The sequence below is a fragment of the Ensifer sp. Root558 genome, assembly GCF_001427045.1.
In the GTDB taxonomy this organism is placed as follows: domain Bacteria; phylum Pseudomonadota; class Alphaproteobacteria; order Rhizobiales; family Rhizobiaceae; genus Ensifer; species Ensifer adhaerens.
The window spans coordinates 118,122-140,239 of sequence record NZ_LMGC01000035.1 but is presented as its reverse complement, the minus strand read 5'-3'; the positions used below and the strand labels follow the sequence as shown (position 1 = coordinate 140,239).

General features: G+C 61.6%; 19 protein-coding genes and 2 pseudogenes. 9 read left to right on the top strand and 12 right to left on the bottom strand.

The window, feature by feature from the left end:
* Window positions 1–8 precede the first annotated feature (8 nt).
* The 5 genes from clpS to ASD63_RS26995 all read right to left on the bottom strand — a co-directional run bounded on the left by clpS (window position 9) and on the right by ASD63_RS26995 (window position 3,243).
* Window positions 9–362, bottom strand: coding sequence for an ATP-dependent Clp protease adapter ClpS (gene clpS / locus ASD63_RS27015; RefSeq protein ID WP_034796732.1), 354 nt, complete (start codon window positions 360–362; stop codon window positions 9–11).
* Window positions 363–602: 240 nt separating this feature from the next.
* A complete protein-coding gene (locus ASD63_RS27010; protein ID WP_034796735.1) occupies window positions 603–959 on the bottom strand; it encodes a phasin family protein in 357 nt (118 codons plus the stop codon).
* A 279-nt stretch (window positions 960–1,238) separates the two neighbouring features.
* Window positions 1,239–1,442, bottom strand: coding sequence for a DUF3126 family protein (locus ASD63_RS27005; protein WP_034796738.1), 204 nt, complete (start codon window positions 1,440–1,442; stop codon window positions 1,239–1,241).
* A 99-nt stretch (window positions 1,443–1,541) separates the two neighbouring features.
* Window positions 1,542–2,369, bottom strand: a complete 828-nt coding sequence (cysE, locus tag ASD63_RS27000) for a serine O-acetyltransferase (protein WP_034796741.1) — start codon at window positions 2,367–2,369, stop codon at window positions 1,542–1,544.
* An 88-nt stretch (window positions 2,370–2,457) separates the two neighbouring features.
* On the bottom strand, window positions 2,458–3,243 hold the full coding sequence (locus tag ASD63_RS26995; RefSeq protein WP_034796743.1) for an alpha/beta hydrolase: 786 nt from the start codon (window positions 3,241–3,243) through the stop codon (window positions 2,458–2,460).
* Between the two features lie 174 nt (window positions 3,244–3,417).
* On the opposite strand from ASD63_RS26995, the gene ASD63_RS26990 reads away from it, so the two are divergent.
* Window positions 3,418–3,663 carry a zinc-finger domain-containing protein gene (locus tag ASD63_RS26990; protein WP_034796744.1) on the top strand — a complete coding sequence of 82 codons (246 nt, stop codon included), beginning with the start codon at window positions 3,418–3,420 and terminating at the stop codon, window positions 3,661–3,663.
* Between the two features lie 9 nt (window positions 3,664–3,672).
* Window positions 3,673–4,839 carry an FAD-dependent monooxygenase gene (locus ASD63_RS26985; RefSeq protein ID WP_034796747.1) on the top strand — a complete coding sequence of 389 codons (1,167 nt, stop codon included), beginning with the start codon at window positions 3,673–3,675 and terminating at the stop codon, window positions 4,837–4,839.
* A gap of 110 nt (window positions 4,840–4,949) precedes the next feature.
* On the opposite strand, the gene ASD63_RS26980 is transcribed toward ASD63_RS26985, so the two are convergent.
* Entirely contained in the window at window positions 4,950–6,140 is a 1,191-nt protein-coding gene (locus tag ASD63_RS26980; RefSeq protein WP_034796748.1) for a cystathionine beta-lyase, read from the bottom strand.
* Between the two features lie 340 nt (window positions 6,141–6,480).
* On the opposite strand from ASD63_RS26980, the gene ASD63_RS26975 reads away from it, so the two are divergent.
* The 6 genes and pseudogenes from ASD63_RS26975 to ASD63_RS35325 all read left to right on the top strand — a co-directional run.
* The gene (locus tag ASD63_RS26975; protein ID WP_034796750.1) at window positions 6,481–7,506 is read left to right on the top strand and encodes an amino acid ABC transporter substrate-binding protein; all 1,026 of its coding nucleotides are present in this window, start codon (window positions 6,481–6,483) and stop codon (window positions 7,504–7,506) included.
* A 93-nt stretch (window positions 7,507–7,599) separates the two neighbouring features.
* Window positions 7,600–8,793, top strand: a complete 1,194-nt coding sequence (locus ASD63_RS26970) for an amino acid ABC transporter permease (protein WP_034796751.1) — start codon at window positions 7,600–7,602, stop codon at window positions 8,791–8,793.
* A 4-nt stretch (window positions 8,794–8,797) separates the two neighbouring features.
* Window positions 8,798–9,955: an amino acid ABC transporter permease gene (locus ASD63_RS26965; protein ID WP_034796753.1), complete on the top strand. Its 1,158-nt coding sequence runs from the start codon at window positions 8,798–8,800 to the stop codon at window positions 9,953–9,955.
* Window positions 9,956–9,972: 17 nt separating this feature from the next.
* Window positions 9,973–10,128: pseudogene (locus tag ASD63_RS36370) on the top strand (amino acid ABC transporter ATP-binding protein); the annotation flags it as partial.
* A 100-nt stretch (window positions 10,129–10,228) separates the two neighbouring features.
* A pseudogene (locus ASD63_RS36365) lies at window positions 10,229–10,642 on the top strand (ATP-binding cassette domain-containing protein); the annotation flags it as partial.
* A gap of 1 nt (window position 10,643) precedes the next feature.
* Window positions 10,644–10,949, top strand: a 306-nt coding sequence (locus ASD63_RS35325; protein ID WP_156624156.1) for an ATP-binding cassette domain-containing protein, incomplete at its 5' end; no start/stop codon positions are given.
* Between the two features lie 72 nt (window positions 10,950–11,021).
* Here the strand turns inward: ASD63_RS35325 and ASD63_RS26955 are convergent.
* The 5 genes from ASD63_RS26955 to ASD63_RS26935 all read right to left on the bottom strand — a co-directional run bounded on the left by ASD63_RS26955 (window position 11,022) and on the right by ASD63_RS26935 (window position 19,536).
* A complete protein-coding gene (locus ASD63_RS26955) occupies window positions 11,022–12,452 on the bottom strand; it encodes a caspase family protein (protein WP_060530022.1) in 1,431 nt (476 codons plus the stop codon).
* Between the two features lie 89 nt (window positions 12,453–12,541).
* Window positions 12,542–14,095 carry a caspase family protein gene (locus ASD63_RS26950; protein WP_082572996.1) on the bottom strand — a complete coding sequence of 518 codons (1,554 nt, stop codon included), beginning with the start codon at window positions 14,093–14,095 and terminating at the stop codon, window positions 12,542–12,544.
* The gene (locus ASD63_RS26945; protein ID WP_034795701.1) at window positions 14,092–14,991 is read right to left on the bottom strand and encodes an OmpA family protein; all 900 of its coding nucleotides are present in this window, start codon (window positions 14,989–14,991) and stop codon (window positions 14,092–14,094) included. The genes ASD63_RS26950 and ASD63_RS26945 overlap by 4 nt, the downstream gene beginning before the upstream one ends.
* A 10-nt stretch (window positions 14,992–15,001) precedes the next feature.
* Window positions 15,002–18,229, bottom strand: coding sequence for a c-type cytochrome (locus tag ASD63_RS26940; RefSeq protein WP_060644189.1), 3,228 nt, complete (start codon window positions 18,227–18,229; stop codon window positions 15,002–15,004).
* A gap of 47 nt (window positions 18,230–18,276) precedes the next feature.
* Window positions 18,277–19,536 (bottom strand): ferric reductase-like transmembrane domain-containing protein, encoded by a 1,260-nt coding sequence (locus tag ASD63_RS26935; protein WP_034795708.1) that lies wholly within the window; start codon window positions 19,534–19,536, stop codon window positions 18,277–18,279.
* A gap of 370 nt (window positions 19,537–19,906) precedes the next feature.
* On the opposite strand from ASD63_RS26935, the gene ASD63_RS26930 reads away from it, so the two are divergent.
* Entirely contained in the window at window positions 19,907–20,524 is a 618-nt protein-coding gene (locus tag ASD63_RS26930) for a GntR family transcriptional regulator (protein WP_034795711.1), read from the top strand.
* A 69-nt stretch (window positions 20,525–20,593) separates the two neighbouring features.
* Here ASD63_RS26930 and ASD63_RS26925 read toward each other — a convergent pair whose 3' ends face one another.
* On the bottom strand, window positions 20,594–22,114 hold the full coding sequence (locus ASD63_RS26925) for an acetyl-CoA hydrolase/transferase family protein (protein ID WP_034795713.1): 1,521 nt from the start codon (window positions 22,112–22,114) through the stop codon (window positions 20,594–20,596).
* Window positions 22,115–22,118: the final 4 nt, after the last annotated feature.

The window sequence follows — 22,118 nt, the reverse complement described above, 5'->3', positions numbered from 1 at the left end:
TTAGTTCCTCATTTCTTTTCCATGACGCATTGCAACGGATGCTGATGCTGCCGGGCGAAGTCCATCACCTGCGTCACCTTGGTTTCGGCGACCTCATAGGTGAAGACGCCGCACTCTCCCACACCGTGATTGTGGACGTGGAGCATGATGCGGGTCGCCTCTTCCGGGTTCTTTTGAAAGAAGCGCTCCAGAATATGGATGACAAATTCCATCGGCGTGTAATCGTCATTCAAAAGCAGAACGCGATACAAACTCGGCTTTTTGGTCTTCGGCTTGGTACGCGTGATGACGGACGTGATGCGGTTGTTGCCGTTCCCCTCATCATCGCTACCTTGCTGCATCCGGACCGGCATGGCGATCATTCTTGTCAGTTCCTTGTACAGTAGCGACCCATCGAACTCGGCCGCAGCCTGCTTGCCCTTTATCTAATGGTTCGTTTTCAGATTTTAAGACCGAACCAACACACTGCAATCATAATCGCACGTTGACCGGCAAGATTGATCAACTTTCTTTGGGCTGCGCACAGCTTATGCGAAAAACAAAAAGGCCGGTCGCAAGCGCTGCGACCGGCCTTTTTATTGAGAAATTGTTTTAGCCGGTGATCAGGCTGCTGCAGCGGCGGCCTTGACTGCTGCCGTTGCCTTGGCAACCGGCGCTTCGTAGGGCTTGTAGGCGTCCTTGGCGAGGTCGGCATACATTTCGCCGATCTTCGTTGCTTCGGCGACAAAGCCTTCGTAGCTCGACTTCACGAAGTTGGTCTGCAGTTCGAAAGCAGCCTCGACGCTCTTGACGCTCGTCAGCTTTTCGACATGCGCGACGCTGTCCTCGAAGGACTTCTTCGAAAAGTCGGCAGCTTCGGTCGCGATAGCCTGGAGACCCTTGGTCCAAGCGGAATAGCTCTTCACAGCCACATCAATGGCTTCCTTGCTCTTCTTGTTTGCATCGTCGAAGTTGAACATCCGGTGTCTCCTTGGTGACGGCCTGATCTGGAGGCTTCAGTCTATGTGCACTGCACAAAAAGTCAAGACGAGTGTGCGATGCAATAAAATACAACAGATGCAACAACTTGATGAAATATCGCGGTTCGGCATGAAATTTCTTGCTGCGCTCGCTACAGCCGCAAGATAAGCACTAGCGAGCAATTGCCCAGCAAGACATCAACATCCCGCACAAAACAATAAACCCCGAAAATCCCATGGATTTTCGGGGTTTATACTGAAAGCGTCCGGCGTCGCGACTTAGAGGTCGATGTCGAGGATCGCCATGGAGAAGTTGTAGGAAAGCTCGCCGTCTTCCTCATCGCGGAAGACCACACCGAGGAACTCGTCACCGAGATAGACTTCAGCGGACTCGTCCTTCTTCGGGCGAGCCTTGACGACCATCTGCTGATTGAAGGTGCGCTTGAAGTAGGCTTCAAGCTTGCGGATTTCTTCGGGCTTCAAAACACGTCTCCGTAGCCGTTTAAACTGTGCGGCGCTTCTCGCACGCTGCATCGGCGGGTGTAAACCCCTCGAAAGAGGCTACACACCGGTTCCCGCATGTCAGATATCGAAGCTGGCAAGGATCTGGTCCATCTGGCGCGACGGCTCGGAACAGCCGGCCTCGCCCACGACCTTTGCCGGTACGCCGGCGACCGTCGACTTCGGCGGCACCGGTTTCAGCACGACCGAACCCGCAGCGACGCGCGAGCAGTGTCCGATATGGATATTGCCGAGGATCTTGGCGCCGGCGCCAATCAGCACACCGTCGGCGATCTTCGGGTGGCGATCGCTGCCTTCCTTGCCCGTGCCGCCGAGCGTCACGCCGTGCAGGATCGAGACGTTGTCACCAATGACCGCGGTCTCGCCGACGACAAGGCCGGTGGCATGATCAAGGAAGATGCCGCGGCCGATGCGGGCGGCGGGGTTGATGTCCGTCTGGAAGACGCTCGACGCCCGGCTCTGCAGGTAGAAGGCGAAATCCTTGCGGCCGCGCTTCAATAGCCAATGCGCCAGGCGATGCGTCTGGATCGCATGGAAGCCCTTGAAATAGAGCACCGGCTCGATGAAGCGGGTGCAGGCTGGGTCACGGTCGTAGACGGCCTGGATGTCGACACGCAGAATGGTGCCCCATTCCGGCCAGTCCTCCAGCATCTCCGAGAAGGTCTGGCGCAAAAGGTTTGCCTGCAGATCCGGGTGATCCAACCGTTCGCAGATGCGGTAGATCACGCTTTCTTCGAGAGAGTGCTGATTGACCACGGTGGAATAGAGGAAGGCCGCGAGCATTGGGTCTTGCTCGGCGGCAATCCGGGCTTCTTCGCGCAGGCTATTCCAAATCGGGTCCATCACTTGCAGCGCTTCTGCCTGGCGAAGTTCGGTCTTGGCGACCATCGTCGCTCTCCTTCCTTGTCCGTGCCTGCTATCACTATAGGGGAAATCAGGCGTGACTTAAATGGCGTCTGGCGGCAATGACGATACGCTAGATGCGATCGATCTCTGCCAAAAATTCGAGCACCGCTTTCTTGAAAACCCGGTCGCCGACGGCGAGCATATGGTCGCGACCCGGAATGTCGAGCGCACGCGCACGCGGCATCAGCGCTGCCAGTTCCTGCGCCGATCCGGCGATGTCATCGGTCGTCCCGACGCCAATCAGCGTCGGCTGCTCGATGCGCGCCATATCCTGTGCCGTCAGCAGATCCCGCGAGGTCGAGATACATGCCGCAAGCGCCTGCCGGTCGCTCTTGGTCTGGTCGGCAAAGGCGCGGAACATGCGCCCGCGCGCATGGGTCACGTCGTCAAGCGACGGCGCCACCAGAGCGTCGGCAATCGGATCCCAATCCCCGACCCCCGACACCATGCCGATGCCGAGCCCGCCGAAGACCAGCGAGCGCACGCGGTCGGGATGCGCGAGCGCCAGGAAGGCCGAGATGCGAGCGCCCATCGAATAGCCCATGACATGAGCCTCGGCGATCCCGAGATGCCCAAGCAATGCGGCGGCGTCACCCGCCATCTGCTGAGGGTGGTAGAGTTCCGGGTCGTAGGGCTTGCTGCTCTTGCCATGACCTCGGTTGTCGAGCGCGATGACGCGGTAGCCGGCGTCACCCAGCGTCTTCAGCCAGCCCGGGAAAACCCAGTTGACGTTGGCGCTGGATGCAAAGCCGTGAATGAGCAGAACGGGCGCGCCGGACGGGTCGCCCTCGTCGAAGAAGGCGATCTCCAGACCGTCATGATTGAAACGGGAAAACGGCGGCGGGGTGAGATCCATCTATTCATCCTTGGGCATATCGATCCGGCGCAACCTAGTTCGTCGCCTTGGCGGGCGAAACCCCGCACCGGCAAAAACCACAACTGCGGCAGCTTTGCCGCTACACATTTCCGGCAAAGCTGACTATGGTGCCGCCAAATTTGACCTTCAGACTTGCATTCATCGGAGCATGACATGGCCGGCCACAGCATCCCGCATTTCCAGAACGACGGCGGACATCAGGCAATCGAAATCGGCGTCAAGGAATTCATGTGCACCGGCGCATCCATTCCCTACGATCACCCGCACATCTTCATCGACATGGGTGACGACGACGAGAAGGTCTGCTCCTACTGCTCTACGCTCTATCGCTACAATCCGAAGCTGAAGGCGACCGAAACCAATCCCCCCGGCTGCCTCTTCGCCCATAAAGCCGCCTGATAAGCGACGATGTCGCGCCCCGTCGCGATCATCGGTGCCGGCATCGGCGGCCTCACGGCTGCCCTATGCCTTGCCCGGCGCGGCTTCGACGTCGATATCATCGAGCGGGCGACGGCACTGACCGAGGTTGGAGCCGGCCTGCAGCTTTCACCGAACGCCTCCCGTATCCTCATCGAGCTCGGCCTGCTGGCGCAGCTTGAGAGTGTATGGACGGAGCCCGAGCGCATCGGGCTCGTTGACGGCCGCTCTCTGCGCGCGCTTGCCAGCGTGCCGGCCGGGACCTTCGCGCGCCGCCGCTGGCATGCGCCCTATGCCGTTCTCCACCGAGCCAGCCTTCAGAAAATGCTGTTTCAGGCTGTTCAATCCGAACCGCGCTGCCGTCTCCACCTTGGATGCCAGATCGACAAGCCCGGGGACCAGGCGATCGCGGCAGTGACGGGGCGCATGCCGGACGTCGTCATCGGCGCCGACGGCATCTGGTCGCGGCTGCGCGAAACCGTGCCCGCCGCCGGCCGTGTCCGGTTCTCCGGCAATATCGCCTGGCGCATGACGCTTGCAGGCGACCTTGCTGCAGGCGTGCTCAAGCGCGGTGAGGTCACCGCCTTCCTCGGCCCGCGCGCCCACCTCGTTGCCTATCCTCTGCGGGAAGTCGGCGGTTTCAATCTCGTCGCCATCATCGAGGGCAAGGAGACCGACGCGATCTGGGTCGGCAAGGATTCGGACGCGCGGCGCCAGGATTGCCTCAACGCCTTTTCCGATTGGAGCCCAGGCATCCGCTCGCTTCTCGATAAGGCCGTGGCGCCCACCTACTGGCCGCTCTGCACCGTCGACGACGGCGCCTGGCATGATGGTCAAAAAACAGTGCTGATCGGCGACGCGGCCCATGCGATGACGCCCTTTGCGGCGCAAGGTGCGGCCATGGCCATCGAGGACGCATCCGCGCTTGCGGCTTGCCTGTCTGAAAACCTCAGCGTCGCGGATTCCTTGCGGAAATTCGAGGCGCTTCGCAGGCCACGCATCGCGCGCGTCCGCCGCCGTGCGGCCTTCAACCATTTCGCCTATCACGCCCGCGGCCCGGTGCGTATCGGCCGCGACATGGTGTTGAAGCTCAAGGGGCCCGACGCGCTCGCAGCCGACCTCGACTGGCTCTACGGCTACGGGGCGCCGGAGCGCTAAGAAGCGACGGCCATTCACCGCGATCCGTTCGATAAACTGCCGGCGCGCGAAAGATCTAGTCCAGAAAAGCAGAACGCCGCGGATGACCGCGGCGTCCGTCATTGCCTTCGTCAAACGGCGTTTGCCGCAGCCAGGCCCGCTTCGATGTCGCGCCGGATATCCGGCACGTCCTCAAGGCCGATCTGCAGGCGCAGAACCGGACCTTCGGTCGGCGCCAGCGCCACCTTGCGATCTCCGAGACCGACATGGAGCGCGAGGCTTTCGAAACCGCCCCAGGAATAGCCGAGCCCGAACAATCTCAGCGCATCGAGGAAGGCGTGCGCCTTGGCCCTGAAGCGGTCAGGGCTCTCCGCCTTCAGCACGAAGGAGAAGATGCCGCTCGCGCCGGTGAAATCGCGCTTCCAGAGCTCGTGGCCGGGGAAGCTCGGCAGCGCCGGATGCAGCACGCGGGCCACTTCGTCGCGTGTTTCCAGCCATTTCGCCAGCGTCAGGGCGCTTTCCTGGTGCCGCTCGAGACGGATGCCCATGGTGCGAAGGCCACGCAGGATCTGGTAGCTGTCATCGGGCGAGACGCAGACGCCGAGCGTCACCATGGCCTCTGTCAGGGCCGGCCAGTGCTCGGCATTGGCCGAAACGGTACCGAAGAGCACGTCCGAATGGCCGGACGGATACTTGGTGGCCGCATGGATCGACACATCGACGCCATGGTCGAGCGGCTTGAAGTAGACGGGCGTCGCCCAGGTATTGTCCATGGTGACGATGCAGCCATGGCGATGGGCGGCATCGGCAATCGCGCGGATGTCCTGCATTTCGAAGGTGTTCGATCCCGGTGCTTCGGTGTGTACCAGGCGCGTGTTCGGGCGGATCAGGCTCTCGATCGCAGCGCCGATCATCGGATCGTAGTATTCGACCGTGACGCCAAGTCGCTTCAGCATCGTGTCGCAGAAATGGCGCGTCGGGAAGTAGACCGAATCGACGATCAAGGCGTGGTCGCCGGCCGAGAGATAGGCGAGGAACGGCACCGTGACCGCCGCCAGCCCCGAAGGCACGAGGATCGTTCCGGCGGACCCTTCGAGTTCGTTGATCGCGTCGCAGAGCGCGTCCGTGGTCGGCGTTCCGCGGGTGCCGTAGGTGTACTTCTGCGCCCGCGTCTCCATGGTCTTGGCGTTCGGGAACAGCACCGTGGAGGCGTGCACGACCGGCGGATTGACGAAGCCGAAGTAATCGGAGGGGTTGTTGCCGCTATGGGCGAGACGCGTGTTGATGCCTGCCTTGCCGTTCACATTGCCACTGTCTGCCATTGCTCATTCCGCTTCTAGATTTCGAATGCAAAACTCTTCGAACGAGCCACAATCGCGGTCAAGTGGCAAAAATCATGAAGCGTCGTTTTGACCGTCGCGAGGCCACTTCTGGCGAATTTTCCGCCAGAGCGTGATTCACACCCCCAAGATCTGCCTAACTTTCTGGCTTGTTTCGAGTTTTTCACATGCAAAACCAGAAAATCGGCGGCCTCTCTTGACCCTCATGGAAATTGAGCATGAGATAGCCGACACTCGCGCCAGGAGGGTGGCGGAGGCTCACCGCGCTAGGAGACGCGACGGTGCAGACTGGAACTAACGACAACAGAAAAAGGTTCTAAAAATGGCAAAAAGAATTCTGACAGCTCTCGTTGGCGCTGCTGTCATGGGGATTGGCACACAGGCGGCTTCGGGCGCTACTCTTGATGACGTCAAAGCCAAGGGCTTTGTCCAGTGCGGCGTGAACACCGGTCTCGCCGGCTTCGCAGCGCCGGATGCTTCGGGCAACTGGAGCGGATTCGACGTAGACTACTGCAAGGCAATCGCCGCCGCGATCTTCGCGGATGGCAGCAAGGTGAAGTACACCCCGACCTCCGCCAAGGAACGCTTCCCGGCGCTGCAGTCGGGCGAAGTCGACGTGCTTGCCCGTAACACCACCTGGACGATCAACCGCGACACCGCGCTCGGCTTCAACTTCCGCCCGGTCAACTACTATGACGGCCAGGGCTTCATGGTTCGCAAGGGCCTGAACGTCAAATCCGCGCTGGAGCTTTCGGGCGCCGCTGTCTGCGTGCAGACGGGCACCACCACCGAGCTCAACCTCGCCGACTACTTCAAGTCGAACAACCTGCAGTACAATCCGGTCGTTTTCGAAAAGCTTGAAGAAGTCAACGCCGCCTATGACGCCGGCCGTTGCGACGTCTACACGACCGACCAGTCCGGCCTTTATTCGCTGCGTCTGACGCTGTCGAAGCCGGACGATCACATGATCCTGCCGGAAATCATCTCGAAGGAGCCGCTCGGCCCGGCCGTGCGCCAGGGTGACGACCAGTGGTTCGATATCGTCAGCTGGGTTCACTACGCGCTGATCCAGGCTGAAGAGTTCGGCGTCACCCAGGCCAACGTCGAAGAAATGAAGAAGTCCACCAACCCGGACGTTCAGCGCTTCCTCGGCGTCGAAGCTGACTCGAAGATCGGCACCGACCTCGGCCTCACCAACGAATGGGCCGTGAACGTGATCAAGGCCGTCGGAAACTACGGCGAAGTCTTCGACCGCAACATCGGCGCCGGCAGCCCGCTCAAGATCGAGCGCGGCCTCAACGCGCTGTGGAACAAGGGCGGCATCCAGTACGCTCCGCCGGTCCGCTAAAGCGAACCGAAAATACCGGGGAAGCGGACAACCGCTTCCCCGTCCCAACGATAAAAACACCCAAAAGGGTGAAAAAGGGGAAAGAGGCATTGCATGGCGATTGGCGTCACAACTACGCCTGAGAAATCGAAACCGTCGGGGTCGATCATCAACGACCCGCAGGTCCGCGGCATCTTTTATCAGGTTATTACCGTCGTCCTACTCGGGGCCTTCGTCTATTGGGTGGCCGACAACACGATCGAGAATCTCAAACGGGCGAACATCGCTTCCGGTTACGGCTTCCTCAATGGACGCGCTGGTTTTGACGTCGGGCAATCGCTGATCGCCTATACCAGCGATTCCACCTATCAGCGCGCACTTGTCGTCGGCCTGCTCAACACATTGCTGGTCGCCGTCTGCGGTATTTTCACCGCCACCATCATCGGCTTTGCAGTCGGGATCGGCCGCCTGTCGCACAACTGGCTGATCGCCAAGCTGTCGCTCGCCTATGTCGAGATCTTCCGCAACATCCCGCCACTGCTGGTCATCTTCTTCTGGTACAGCGGCGTCCTGGCGATCCTGCCGCAGCCGCGTGAATCGGCAGCACTGCCGCTCAACATGTTCCTCAACAACCGCGGCCTTGCCTTTCCCAAGCCGATCTTTGGTGACGGTTCGCTGTACACGGTTCTAGCCTTTGTCCTCGCGATCGTCGCCAGCTTCCTCCTGTCACGCTATGCGCGCAAGAAGCAGGAGGCCACCGGACAGCGTTTCCCGGTTCTTTGGGCGTCGCTCGGCCTGATCATCGGTCTGCCGTTGCTGGTCTTCCTTGCCACGGGATCGCCTATCACCTTCGACGTCCCCGTCGCCGGCAAATTCAACCTCACCGGCGGCTCGGTCATCGGACCGGAATTCCTGTCGCTGTTCCTGGCGCTCTCGTTCTACACGGCCGCCTTCATAGCCGAGATCGTGCGTGCCGGCATCCGCGGCGTATCCAAGGGGCAGACGGAAGCCGCGCACGCGCTCGGTGTACGCCCCGGCCTGACGACACGACTGGTGGTGGTTCCGCAAGCGCTCCGGATCATCATTCCGCCGCTCACCAGCCAGTATCTGAACCTTACCAAGAACTCGTCGCTCGCCGTTGCGATCGGTTACGCGGATCTTGTCGCCGTCGGTGGCACCATCCTCAACCAGACAGGACAATCGATCGAGATCGTCACGATCTGGATCGTCGTCTACCTGTCGCTGAGCCTTGCGACGTCGCTGTTCATGAACTGGTTCAATGCCCGCATGGCCCTGGTGGAGAGATAAGATCATGAACACACACCAGGCAACTTTTGTCCGTACCTCAATGATCGAAGGGTCCGCCCCGCCGGTCGCCGAAGGTGGCATCGTCCATTGGCTGCGCGAAAACCTGTTCGCGACGCCAAAGGATGCGGTGCTCACCATCGTCAGCCTGCTTGCGCTTGCGTGGCTCGTGCCTCCGGCCATCCAGTGGCTCTTCATCGACGCCGCCTGGACCGGCGGCGGCCGTGGCGTTTGCGCCACGGTTGCTCAAGGAGGCTCGCAGCCGGATGGCTGGAGCGGTGCGTGCTGGGCCTTCGTCAACGCAAAACTCGACCAATTCGCCTACGGCCGCTACCCGCTCGATGAGCGTTGGAGACCGACGCTGGTCGGCATCCTCTTCGTGCTTTTCCTCATTCCGATGTTGATCCCGAAGGCTCCCTTCAAGGGCATCAACGCCATCCTGCTCTTCGCCGTGCTGCCGATCATTTCCTTGATCCTGCTTCCCGGCGGCTGGTTCGGACTGACCTACGTCGAGACGCCGCTCTGGGGCGGTCTGATGGTGACGCTCATCCTTTCGTTCGTCGGCATTGCCGTGTCGTTGCCACTCGGCATTCTTCTGGCACTGGGGCGGCGATCGCATATGCCTGTGATCAAGATGCTCTGCACCGCCTTCATCGAACTGGTGCGCGGCATCCCTCTGATTACCGTGCTCTTCATGGCGAGCGTCATGCTGCCACTGTTCCTGCCGCAGGGCGTCACCTTCGACAAGTTCCTGCGTGCACTGATCGGCGTGTCGTTCTTTGCCTCGGCCTACATGGCCGAAGTGGTGCGCGGCGGCCTCCAGGCTATCCCGAAGGGGCAGTATGAGGGCGCGGATTCCCTCGGCCTCAGCTTCTGGCAGAAGATGAACCTCATCGTGCTGCCACAGGCGCTGAAGCTCGTGATTCCGGGCATCGTCAACACCTTCATCGGCCTCTTCAAGGACACGTCACTGGTGTCGATCATCGGCATGTTCGACCTGCTCGGCATCGTCCGCTTCAACTTCACGGACGCCAACTGGGCCTCTTCGGTGACGCCGATCTCAGGGCTAATTTTCGCTGGCTTCATATTCTGGCTTTTCTGCTTTGGTATGTCGCGCTATTCAGGTTTCATGGAACGCGTGCTCGACACGGCCCATAAACGATAAAATGAGGGGAGGATCGCATGGCAAACGCAGCCACTGCTTCCAAAATGACTGTTTCCGCAACGGATGTCGCAGTCGAAATCACTGGAATGAACAAGTGGTACGGGGACTTCCACGTCCTTCGTGACATCAACCTGAAGGTTATGAAGGGCGAGCGCATCGTCATTGCCGGCCCGTCGGGCTCCGGCAAGTCGACGATGATCCGCTGCATCAATCGGCTCGAAGAGCACCAGAAGGGCAAGATCGTCGTCGACGGCATCGAGCTCACCAACGACNTCGGGCTCCGGCAAGTCGACGATGATCCGCTGCATCAATCGGCTCGAAGAGCACCAGAAGGGCAAGATCGTCGTCGACGGCATCGAGCTCACCAACGATCTGAAGAAGATCGACGAAGTGCGCCGCGAAGTCGGCATGGTGTTCCAGCACTTCAACCTCTTCCCGCACCTGACGATCCTCGAAAACTGCACGCTTGCCCCGATCTGGGTGCGCAAGATGCCGAAGAAGCAGGCCGAAGAAATCGCGATGCACTTCCTGAAGCGCGTCAAGATCCCCGAGCAGGCGAACAAGTATCCGGGCCAGCTTTCGGGCGGCCAGCAGCAGCGCGTGGCGATCGCCCGCTCGCTGTGCATGAAGCCGAAGATCCTGCTCTTCGATGAGCCGACCTCGGCGCTCGACCCGGAAATGGTCAAGNCAGCAGCAGCGCGTGGCGATCGCCCGCTCGCTGTGCATGAAGCCGAAGATCCTGCTCTTCGATGAGCCGACCTCGGCGCTCGACCCGGAAATGGTCAAGGAAGTGCTCGACACCATGGTGTCGCTCGCCGAAGAAGGCATGACCATGCTGTGCGTGACCCACGAAATGGGCTTCGCCCGCCAGGTCGCCAACCGCGTGATCTTCATGGACCAGGGCCAGATCGTCGAGCAGAACTCGCCGGCTGAGTTCTTCGACAATCCGCAGCACGAGCGCACCAAGCTCTTCCTCAGCCAGATCCTGCACTAGAACCGGACGAGACGACACAAAAAGAAGCCCGCCTCATCGAGGCGGGTTTTTTCGTTCTGTCCGTTATCGATCCTACTCGACGCGATAGCGCAGGGTGCCGACTGACCAATGGATTCCGCGCGTGTCGAGATCTTCGGTCCAGTTCTTCTGCAGCCGCGCGATGATCTCGCTCAAGGGCTCGCGCGCATCGACCTCCACCTTGAGGCCCCGCGATATCGGCGCAAGATCGCTCAAGTCGACAGCATCGCTGACGACAAGCGCCACGAAAATGCCGTCCCCCTCGCCCGAGGCCTCGAAATCGAAGCCGTAATATTCATCCGGCAAGGTCAGCGGCACGTCCGGCGCCAACGTCGTGATCTTTTGCGCGAACTCGTTCGGGAAAATCTGTGTTGCATTGCCCTGGCTGTTGACGTCGAAAATCAGGAGATTGCCGGCCGTGTGGCTGTTGACCGTCAGTTTGAAGACTTCGCCGGCCTTCATGGTGGTCGGCTTGTCGATAGAGAGCATGACATCGCCGGCTTCGCTCTTGCCGATGATATCACCGACGGCATCGATGGGGTTGGCCGCCTGATAGCTCGGCACCGCTGCATTCGGAGTAATGGTATACGCACCCTGCCCGCTGCCATCCGCATCGCGCTTTTCCGGCACCATCGCGCTGTCGCCGAGCGCCTCGGGTCTGCCTTCCAACTGCGGGTCGAGATTGCCGCATTGCTCCTGCAAGGCGCAGTAGGAGGCAGATTGCGCCTTTACATATCCAAGAAGCTCGGCGTTGCTCGTCAATCCGTTGCCATTGCCATCGGCAGCGTCGCCGGTCTGGCCGGCGACGAAGGCTGCGGTGAAAACCCCGTGCCGATCCGCTGTCGGTAGCCGGACATCGTCCCAGGCGACCTGATAGGGCGCCGCCGCACTCCAGGCGGTCACCCCGGCATCGACGAGCTTCGGCTTGTCGACGAGGGCAAGATCAATCCTAAGGCCGCGGGTCAGCGCTTGCTCGACCGGCTTGGCATCGGGACGCGGGAGAAAGCGGGCGCCGTCGATGGGCTTTTTGATGTCCTCGGACAGCGACCGGGAGATCGTGCCGGAGTGACAGGCGTCGATCACGACCGTCACAGCGCGCCCCTTCAGGCGCTCCAGCACCGCATCGATCTCGTCGTCGAGGACAGCGCCTTGCCAGTCCGTTTCACCGGCGGCAATGTCGGCAGGCGCAATCGCTTCATCCAGCCCATCCGCTTCGTCGCCATCCGCATCCTTCACCTGCAGGCCGTGGCCTGAAAAATAGAGATAGACGCGATCGCCGGGCTTCGTCGCATCGACAAGCCAGCCGTTCATGGATGACAGGATTTCAGCTCTGGTCGCCTGCCCGTCCTTCAGCACGCGGATCGAGGCACTGTCGAAGCCGAGCCGTTCCGTGAGCAGCCTTTGCATCGCGACCAGATCGTTCGCCGGTCCGGGCAGGGAAAACTCGGTCGGCAGATTCTGATAGTTGCCGACCCCGATCAGCAAAGCCCGATCTCCGGCGACCGCAGGAGCAGCCAGCAGCATGAAACACGCAAGGGCGTGAAGGAACGGCACTCGCGATCTGGCGCCCATGCTCATTGGCCCTGACCTCTCGTGTAAAGCGGTTGAACCGCGATCGTACTCTCACTCCCTTCCAGGCGCGTTTCGAGCAAGCGCAGCAAGGCCGCTGCGTCGAGGTCCGAATTGGCAAAGGCGGCCGCGATCGCGTCGACAGGCGCATTGGTCGCGATGACGACCAGATGGTCCGCACCGAAGGGCTTGACCACCTCCAGGTCACGCAGCTTGAAGGCATGGCTTTCGCTGCCGGCAATCTGCACGTCGAGCAGTTGTGCTTCGCCGGTATTGGCGAGGTTGAAGACCAGCATGTTGGCATAGCCGCCCTGCGGCGCCTCGACGTTCAGGCGGTCGCCGGCAAAGTAGATGTCCTTGACGGGCTTCAGCGAAACGGCTCCCGGGCTCTGCGCCGCAAGTGCTTTCAGAAAATCCACCAGGATGAATTTGTCGACCACGCCCTGGAGCCTTTTGGGCGCGACATGTTCCGCGGCGACGTCCCCGTTCGGCGTATAGAAGACACCGGATGTCGCCTCCCACCGGTAGGGCACGCCGTCGCCACCGATATTGGCAAGATCAGGCATGTCACCGACGACGCTCAATGGCAAATTGCCCGTCCATCCGGTTTCGCGCGGCGACTTCAGTGCATGCTTCGTGCCGCTCACTGTTGGCGCCACGCCGACCTTGGCGCTACGCGGCAGGGACAGCACGATTTCCTTGTCGGAGCGCGCCAGTTGCGGCGTGAAGTTCGGCACCTGCAGGGCTTCCGACTGCAGCTTGACGTTGGAAAACACGTAGTCTTCGAGTTCGACCCGCGAAATCCGCCCGTCGCCATCGCGATCGGCGGCGCCTTCCAACGCACGGGCAAAACTCCAGCTCAGGGCGCCGCGGGGCTCGCCGCCGATAACCACTTCCGGGGTCGGCTGGCTTTCGAGCGATGCGGCGAGGATCGTCACCTGCGACAGCTCCACGTCCCTCACCTTGGCGCCGGACAGCGCCTCCTTGGATGGCGGCGGCAGCTTGGCGCGCACCATCGGCGCCAGCCGCGTCTTGCCGGAGATCGAGCGGTTCATGCCGCCTGAATAACAGCTGTCGGAGACGAACAGGACATGAATGCCCTTGGCTTCCGCCTCCGCGAACCAGGCGCTGAGCTCGTTGTCGACGATGATTTCGCTCGCCGTCTCCTCAGCACGCGCCCGGTCGAAGCCCGGCAACTCCAGGAATTCGTCGAGCCCGTCCTCCTCACTGCCGGCGACCAGCTCCGGCATCTGCGCACCGTGCCCGGCATAGGTGAAGACGATCGTATCGCCGCGCTCAGCGGCCGCCACAAGCTCGCCCCAGGCCGCACGGATTGCATCCTTGGTCGCCTGTTCGTTGATGAATTGGCGGATCGGGGCGACATCCGCCGCCTTCAGCGCCTGCGTGACGTCTTGCGCATCGCGGACGGCACCATCGAGGCTTACTTCGTGCGGATACTTGTCCACCCCGACGACCAGCGCCGAGGTCGAGGCCATCGCCGGGGCCGCCGGCAATGCGAGCAAGCTCATCGCAAGCAGGGTTCTGCACAGCACTGTCATTTCCCCACATCCACATCCACGCGCCGGTCGAGCTGGTGCAACATCTCCTCGCTATAGGCGGTCGGATCATCGGGTTTGAACGGTTCGTCCTCGCCCCTGCCGACAACCGTGCAGGTGCCGGGATAACCGGCGTCGACGAGGTATTGAGCCAACGCTTTTGCACGGGCGAGCGAGAGCGCCATGTTCGCCTCGGGGGTACCTACCGGATCGGTGTGACCGATCAGGGTGATCGCGGCCGGCTTTGCCGACTTCAGGCACTCGAACAGGTCCCTGGCCGACTCGAGGCCTTCGGGCGTAAACTCGGCCGTGCCGAAGACGTAGCGCACCGGCGTCGCCTTTTTCCGGATCGAAACACCGCGATAGGAGAACTTGCAGGCGCCGCGCGCGACGAGCTTGACCGGCTTGGTTGCAGCGAGCCGCATTTCCGAAGCCAGGCGGTCCAGCCGCTCGATGTAGGCCTTGTCCGGCGCCATCCAATCCGGTGTCAGTTCCTCGTTTGCCGCATCTTCCAGCGCTTGCTGATAGGAGGTCGCCGCGGCGTCGTAATCCTTGCGCTCACGCTTGATATCGCCGAGCGCATCGAGGATCTGCCAGGGGCCGCCGGCGTCGCGGCTTGCGGCCGTCAGTTCCGCTTCGAAGGTTTCAAGCTTCGCGCCTTGCCCCACTGCCGCTGCAACCCGGTTGAAGGTTGCGAGCGCCGCGATGCGCCGGGTGAGCGCGATCTCGGTCGCCGAGCAACCCTTCATGTTTACGGGGTCGGCCGCCACCTTAGTGCCGGCCTCGTCGGCGCGGTTCAGCGCCTCGGAGGCCAGGCGAAGACCGTCGCAGGCCATGACCGGCGCGGTGAAGACCGCCAGAACCGCCGAAGCGAGGAGAAATGCTCGTAGCTGAACCATGACTCGACCATCAATCCTTGATCTCGAACGTCACCATCTGAACACTGCTGGCACCCGCGTCACCCTGCGCCCGCTTGGCCAGGTTGATCGCGAGTCCCCGTGTCGGCGGCAACCGCGACGTCGCGACATATTGGCGTGCCTTCTCCACCGTCAGCTTCTGGTCACCGAGCCCGCCGGCACGGCAGAAGGCCAGCATCGTTTCGGCGGGCGCAGGTGTGTCGAAGGTGAGCGTGCCCGTGCCCGGCTGCGGGATCAGGCGTCTCTCGCCCGGCTTAAGCGTGGTGTTGCCGATCATCACGTCCGGGATGACCTCGACGTTGCCGTTCTCCTCGACATAGAGGATTTGCAGCTCGCAGGCCTGGTTGGCGCTGAGTTCGAAGGAAAGCTCGTCGCCAACCTTCGCCGTCGTCGACTTCACGTTCAGGGCCAGCTCGAGCTTGTGGCCAGTCCCCGCATCCTCCTTGCGATAGTCCGGCACGGCGGCCGCGACCGACTGCGGCCTGTCGTCCACCATCGGCTCGGAACCGGCAATGACGATCGCCGTCGTGTCGAGCGGACGGCGCTGGGTTAGCGGCGCCATCAGCAATGCATATTGTTGCTCGACCTCGTTGCGCGGAATGGTTCCGCCCGCTTCCAGCGTCGTCACCCAGTCGAGCCCGAGGCGCAGGACATCGGTGTTTGTCACCCGCTTGATCGTTTCTGAGAATTGCTTGGGCGTCATGTCAAACTCGGCCGCCAGGGCATCGAAGTCGAGCTCGTCTTCGTACTTGTCGGCAAAGTAGGTGATGAGCTCCGCCTCGCCCGGCGCATGCTTGCTCTGGAGGCCCCCATCGGGCGTCGGCTCCGTGATGCCCAGCACCTTCAACGCGTTGACGAAGCGCTCGCGGTCCTTGCGATAGGTTTCGTCCAGTTCCTCCTGCTTCACATACATGGCAAGCAGCACGTCCTGTTGGTCCTTGCTGAACAGCGTCGACGTCTCGATCTGCTCGCGCAGCTGATCGCGTTTCGAAAGGATGCCATCGGCGTGGCAATCGACACAGGACCGCGCGTTGATGATCTCGACGCCCTTGCCGATCGGGCGCTTGCGGAAGGACACGATGGTGGTCGGCCCGACATCAAGCTGCTTTCCTGCTGACGTCGAGAGGTAGTAGCCCTGCAGGCCGTTCGGCAACGAGAAGATCATTTCGCCGCCGTCGTGCTCGAAGGGCACGAGGCCCGCGTCGAGCGGTGCCAATTCCCGAGGCCCGTGCGGGAAGCGCTTCAGCACCTGCTTGCCGATGTCGCCGCCGAAATCATAGGACTTCCAGTAGTAGCCGCCGAACGGCATGTCGTGCCGTTCGAGCATGCGGTTGTGGTCGGAAACCCCGGACGAGCCGTCGGCGAAACCGGCCCGCAACACATCGCGCCTGCGAATGTTGCCGGCCACGTCGATCTTGAAGCGCTTTTCGAGTTCGGCGATCTCGGTCGGCAACTTCATCAGCCGGTTGTAGATCTCCGGGCGCGCGCCGTTGCTCATGAACCAGTCGACCCGCATGATCGGCAGTTGCGTCGCCGTTTCCTTCGAAAGGGCCGAAAGCGACGCATCGCTCTCGGGATCAATCCCATAGAAATAGCGTTTGATCAGGAAGTCATAGTCCGCCGCGTCCCATTGCAGTTCGCGCAGATCAACGCGCACCAGCAAGCCATTGGTGCCGTCGACCTCTGTCGGAAGCACCAGCTTTGGCCCGTAGGACAGCGAATTCAGCAACTTCTTAAAGCCGCCGGCAAGCACGTCCATGCGCTTCATGAAGGTCTGGTCGTCCTCGCAGCCCATCATGCCGTTGTACTGGTCGCGATAGGAAAAGTAGCGCATGTAGGGGCGGTCGAGGGCACTGACCGTCTCGATGTCCTTCAGCGCCGCATCGACGAACTGGCCATAACCCAACATCGGGCGGGCGCGCGCCGGTTTTGCGGCCACCGTCTGCGGCAGGCTCTTTTCGTTCAGTGCGTTGATCCAGTCCTCCAGCACCTTGATCTCTTCGGCAGAGGGGCGCTTGCCAAGCGGCATGCGGCCGCTGACCACAGTCGCGTAGAGCCGTGACTTCGAGGCATCTCCGGGGGTCACGAAGTTTGCGTCGGCGGCAATCGAGGCGAGTTCGCCCGCCGGGTAGCTCCCCTGCGAACTTTCGCCCGGCCCGTGACAGTTGCGGCAGTATCTGCCGATGAAGGCATCGGCCTGCTGCGCCAGCGCCGCATTGCCGCCGCCCAGCGCTTCGGTCGCCGTATTCTCCTTGCAGACGGCCGTGACCGACTGCGCCACCGGCGCGGGGGCCTTCACTTCACGATCGGCAAGGAAGGCATAGATCGCGCGGCGATCGTCGTCAGAAAGAACGCTCAGCCCCTTGGCTATACGCCGCATCACCGGATCGCTGATCGGCGCGCCCGAGAGCTTCTTGCCTTCCTCGATCAGGCCCCTGGTGAAAACGTCGGGCGAGGCAAGACCGGCCATCTTCGTCTTGCTGATGTCGGGCGCGACCGCGCCGCTCAAATCCTTTTCGCCCTCATAGGCGCGCTCCAGGTCGAGCCCATAGGTCGTGGTGCGCGGTGTGTGGCAATCGCCGCAGCCGCCGACATTCTCGACCAGATAGCGGCCGCGCTCGGCTTGCGTCTCCTCGCGCGGCTGGTAGGCCGGCACCGTGAAGTGGCTGCGCTTCCAGAGCGTGATCGTCGTCTGACGACTGAACGGAAAAGCAATCTCATCCTCTTTCGACACTGCATCCGCCTGGGGTAACGTCTCGATATAGGCTTTGATGTCGAGCGCATCCTCCGGCTTCATGCCGCCATAGGAGGTGTAGGGCATAACCGGATAGAGGTTGTTGCCCTCGCGATCGAGACCGACCAGAACCGCATTCAGAAACTGCGCATTGGTCCAGCCGCCGATGCCATTGGCGTGCGGCGAAATGTTCGGCGCATAGAAGGTGCCGATCGCCGTCTTCATCTCCATGCCGCCGGAGAGCAGTTCGGTGTTGTCGCCGGAGCCGTGGCAGGCGCCGCAGCCTGCGGCGTTGAACATGTATTTGCCGTTGTCGACGTTGGCCTTGTAGGTGGAGAAGGCATCCTCAGCGAAGGCATCGCGCGCCGAGGCACCAGCGGGACAGAGCGAGACTGCGACCAGCGCCGCAAATGAAACGGCCCAATATCCGCGGCCAAGACCGGACAATGACGAGGCGCCTTCTCGCTTTCTCTGCAGACCGCGCATGAAACCCACTCCCTAAAACAATAGAATCGCTACTGAAATCCGCTGCACTATCGAAACTGAAATCGCTCGAATTCAACCCGCTTCGGCCGCTTGCCGAGATCTTTCAGACCTTTGACGATCGCCTCCCTGAGAGGTGGCGGGCCGCAAAACCACAGATCGGCTTCCGCCGGATCGATCGCGCTACCGTTCGCGAGCTTGGCCGCATCCAGGCGCCCGTCCACGGAGGAATCGTGCAGGACAAAAGTGAAGTTGCCGAGCTTTCCGGCCTGCCCCTCGAAGGTCTCCAGCCCGATCGCCTCGCGCCGGTCGCGCACGCAATAGACCATGTGGATGTCCTGCCCCTCGTCGCCATTGAGATGCCGCGCCATCGCCAGGAACGGTGTAACGCCGATGCCGCCGGCGAGCCAGATCTGCTTCTTGCCGCCACGGCGGTGGTTGAAGCGGCCATAGCCACCCTCGAGCTTCAACCGGTCGCCGACAGCGATTCCGTCGCGCAGGGCCTGGGTGTAGTCGCCAAGCGGCTTGATCGCGAAGCGCACGACCCCGTCGGGCTCGATACCAGCGATCGTAAACGGATGCGGCTCGCGCAGCCCAGGCTTCAGCACCCGCAGAAAACCGAATTGCCCGGGCTTGGCGCGCAAGGCACGGCGCAGCGGCCGCGCCGCAATCACCGTCGCCCCGTCCTCCCGGGCGACATCGAAGACTTCGTAGCCGCGGGTTCGGAGCCAGGGCAGCAGCTGGGTATAGGTGTAGCTCAGGATGCCAAGTGCTGCGAAGGCGTTGAGGTAGACCGCCAGAAGCGCGGTACCGTCATAGGGGCGCTTGATGAACATCTGGTGGAAGGCGACCATCACGAAGAGCAGGCCGATGAAGCGGTGCGTGTAGCGCCACAGATGGTAGGGGATCTCGATCTTCGTCCGCGGTATGATCTTGACGATACTGAGAACGAGCAGCACGACGAAACCGTAAAAGGCATATTTGCCGGCGGATGCAGCAAGCTGGTTCAGACCGCTCGTCAGCGCCAGGCCCTTGAAGTCTGGTTTCAGGAAATAGTGCACGAGGATGAGGCACAGCACCGAGATGCCTATCCTGCGATGAAAATGATAGACACGGTCGAGCCCCCCGAAGAGAGCCTCGACGAACGGCGGGCGCGCGGCCATGAACTGCGCGACGGCCATGCCGACAAAGGCCGCCGACGACGCCATCAGCGAAAATGTCGTCAATGCATTGGTGTGACTGACTGCGGGTACGGCCAGCAGCGCCGCAAATGCCATCAAGGACCAGACCAGAAACGCGCCCACTTGCATCTTGCGCCCCTCAACGCCGATGGCTGACGGTTGTTGCCTTGCCTTGTGCCTGTTGCCTTCGATCCCTAGCGACCAAGGAAACATGCAACCAGCTTCTTGCCGCAACGACCCACGCGCCTCTTTCACGCCGGGCCTTTGTTGGGAGAGTGGCAAGCACCTCTCGGTTCGTCAACACGATTCCTATTGGAAACGTCCTATGAGGTTCGTTTATTCATGCCTTTGAAATTCGTATTTTTTAAGCATTCGCTTATTTTATTGATCACATAGGCAAACCACCCCCTTTGACCTGCACAAAGCCAGGCAACCGGCGCGCTTGCCTGGTTGTATGAAATCGTGCAAGCTACTGATATATCAGAACCAAAGGAACGGCATGTCACCGCAATCTCAGGCTCACCTCGCCTATCTCGCGCTCGAACGCCTGATCGTCACTCTGAAGCTCGAGCCCGGCGCCCTGGTCACCGAGAGGCAGTTGATCGAACTTGCCGGGCTTGGGCGAACACCGGTTCGCGAGGCGATCCAGAAGCTGGCCTGGCAGGGTCTCATGGATATCCGTCCCCGTGTCGGCTTGCAAATCACCACGATCCGGCCGGACGACCAGGTGCATGTCATGCAGACGCGCCAGAAACTGGAGCCGCTTGCCGCCGCCCTCGTCGCAACGCACGCAAGCGCCGAGGAGCGAAGCGCGATGAAAGCTTGCGGTGCGGAGATGGCCACCTGTCTTGATGCGGGCGAAATGGAGGGCTTTCTCGTCGCCGACAAGGTGTTCGACGAACTGATGGAAGAAGCCTGCCCCAACCGGTTCCTGACCGCAGCACTTGCCCCGCTGCAGACACATGCGCGCCGCATCTGGTTTGCTTCGTCCTCGCCTGAAAAGATGGCCGGATCGGTCCGCCGCCATGTCACGGTGATCGATGCGATCGAGCGGGCCGACGCTGAAGGCGCGTCGGCCGCGATGGCGGACCTGATGAGCTATCTATCAGACGCCTGAAGAAACCTTGCCTGCACGAGAAGAAACAACGGCAAGCGATTGCTTTCACGGTTGTTTCTTCAACACACTTCAGGCCGTCGGCATCATGCTGCCGGTCTTCAGCCGGCGCACATGCCAGTCGAAAGCCTCTTCCAGAATATGCGGGGTCTGTCCGCCACGGGTGGCGACCGCACGATTGAAGTAATCCGACAAAAGCTCCCGATAGGCCGGGTGGCAGCAGTTTTCGATGATGACGGGTGCGCGCTCCCGCGGCGCCAGGCCGCGCAGATCTGCAAGACCATGCTCGGTCACCAGAATATCGACGTCGTGCTCCGTGTGGTCGACATGGGACACCATCGGCACGACAGACGATATCGCCCCGCCCTTGGCAACCGACTTGGCGACGAAGATCGACAGGAAGGCGTTGCGGGCGAAATCGCCGGAGCCGCCGATACCGTTCATCATGTCGGTACCGCCGACATGGGTCGAGTTGACGTTGCCGTAGATATCGAATTCGAGCGCCGTGTTGATGCCGATGACACCGAGGCGCCGAATGATCTCCGGATGATTGCTCACCTCCTGCGGCCGCAGCACCAGCTTGTCCTTGTAGGCGCGGATGTTGCGGAACACGCGATCAGCCCAGGCGCTGGAAAGCGTCATCGACGAGGCCGAGGCGAAGCTCAGCTTGCCGGCCTCGAAAAGCTCGAACGTGCTGTCTTGCAGCACCTCGCTATACATACGCAGATCATGGAACGGACTGTCGACCAGGCCGCTCAGCACCGAATTGGCGATGACGCCGATGCCCGCCTGCAGCGGGTTGAGCGTCATGTCGAGGCGGCCCTTGCGCACCTCCTCCTGCAAGAAGGCGATCAGATGGCCGGCGATCGCCGTCGTCTCCGCATCCGGCGGAGAGATCCGTGCGGCGCTGTCCTCTTTCTCGGTGACGACGATTGCGACGATCTTTTCCGGATCGACAGGAATGTAGGGCGAGCCCGCACGGCTATCGCAGGCAACGACCGGGATCGGCGTGCGGCTCGGTCGCTTCGCCGGAATGAAGATATCGTGCAGGCCTTCGAGTTCGGGACTGTGGCTGAGATTGAGCTCGACGATCACCTTCTTCGCCAGGATCGCGAAGCTTGCCGAATTGCCGACCGATGTCGACGGAACGATGCCGCCGTCTTCGGTGATCGCCACCGCCTCGACCACTGCATAGTCGATCGGGCTGATCTGGCCGGACCGCAACTGCTCGACGGTTTCCGAGAGATGCTGATCGATGAACATCACCTCGCCGCGGTTGATCGCCGCTCGCAGAACCGGGTCCGACTGGAACGGCAGGCGCCGGGCAAGAACACCCGCCTCTGTCAGCGTCTTGTCGATGTCATGACCGAGCGAGGCGCCCGTCATCAGCGTGATGCGAAACTTCTCCCGTGCGGCCCGTTCGGCCATGGCAAGCGGCACGGCCTTCGCGTCACCGGCCTTGGTGAAGCCGCTCATGCCGATGGTCATGCCGTCCTTGATCAGCGCGGCCGCCTCTTCCGGCGTAGCGATGCGATCACGCAGCGATTTGCAGCGGATCCTGGCTTCCAGGTCGGTTGGCGGAACATGACTCATCGGG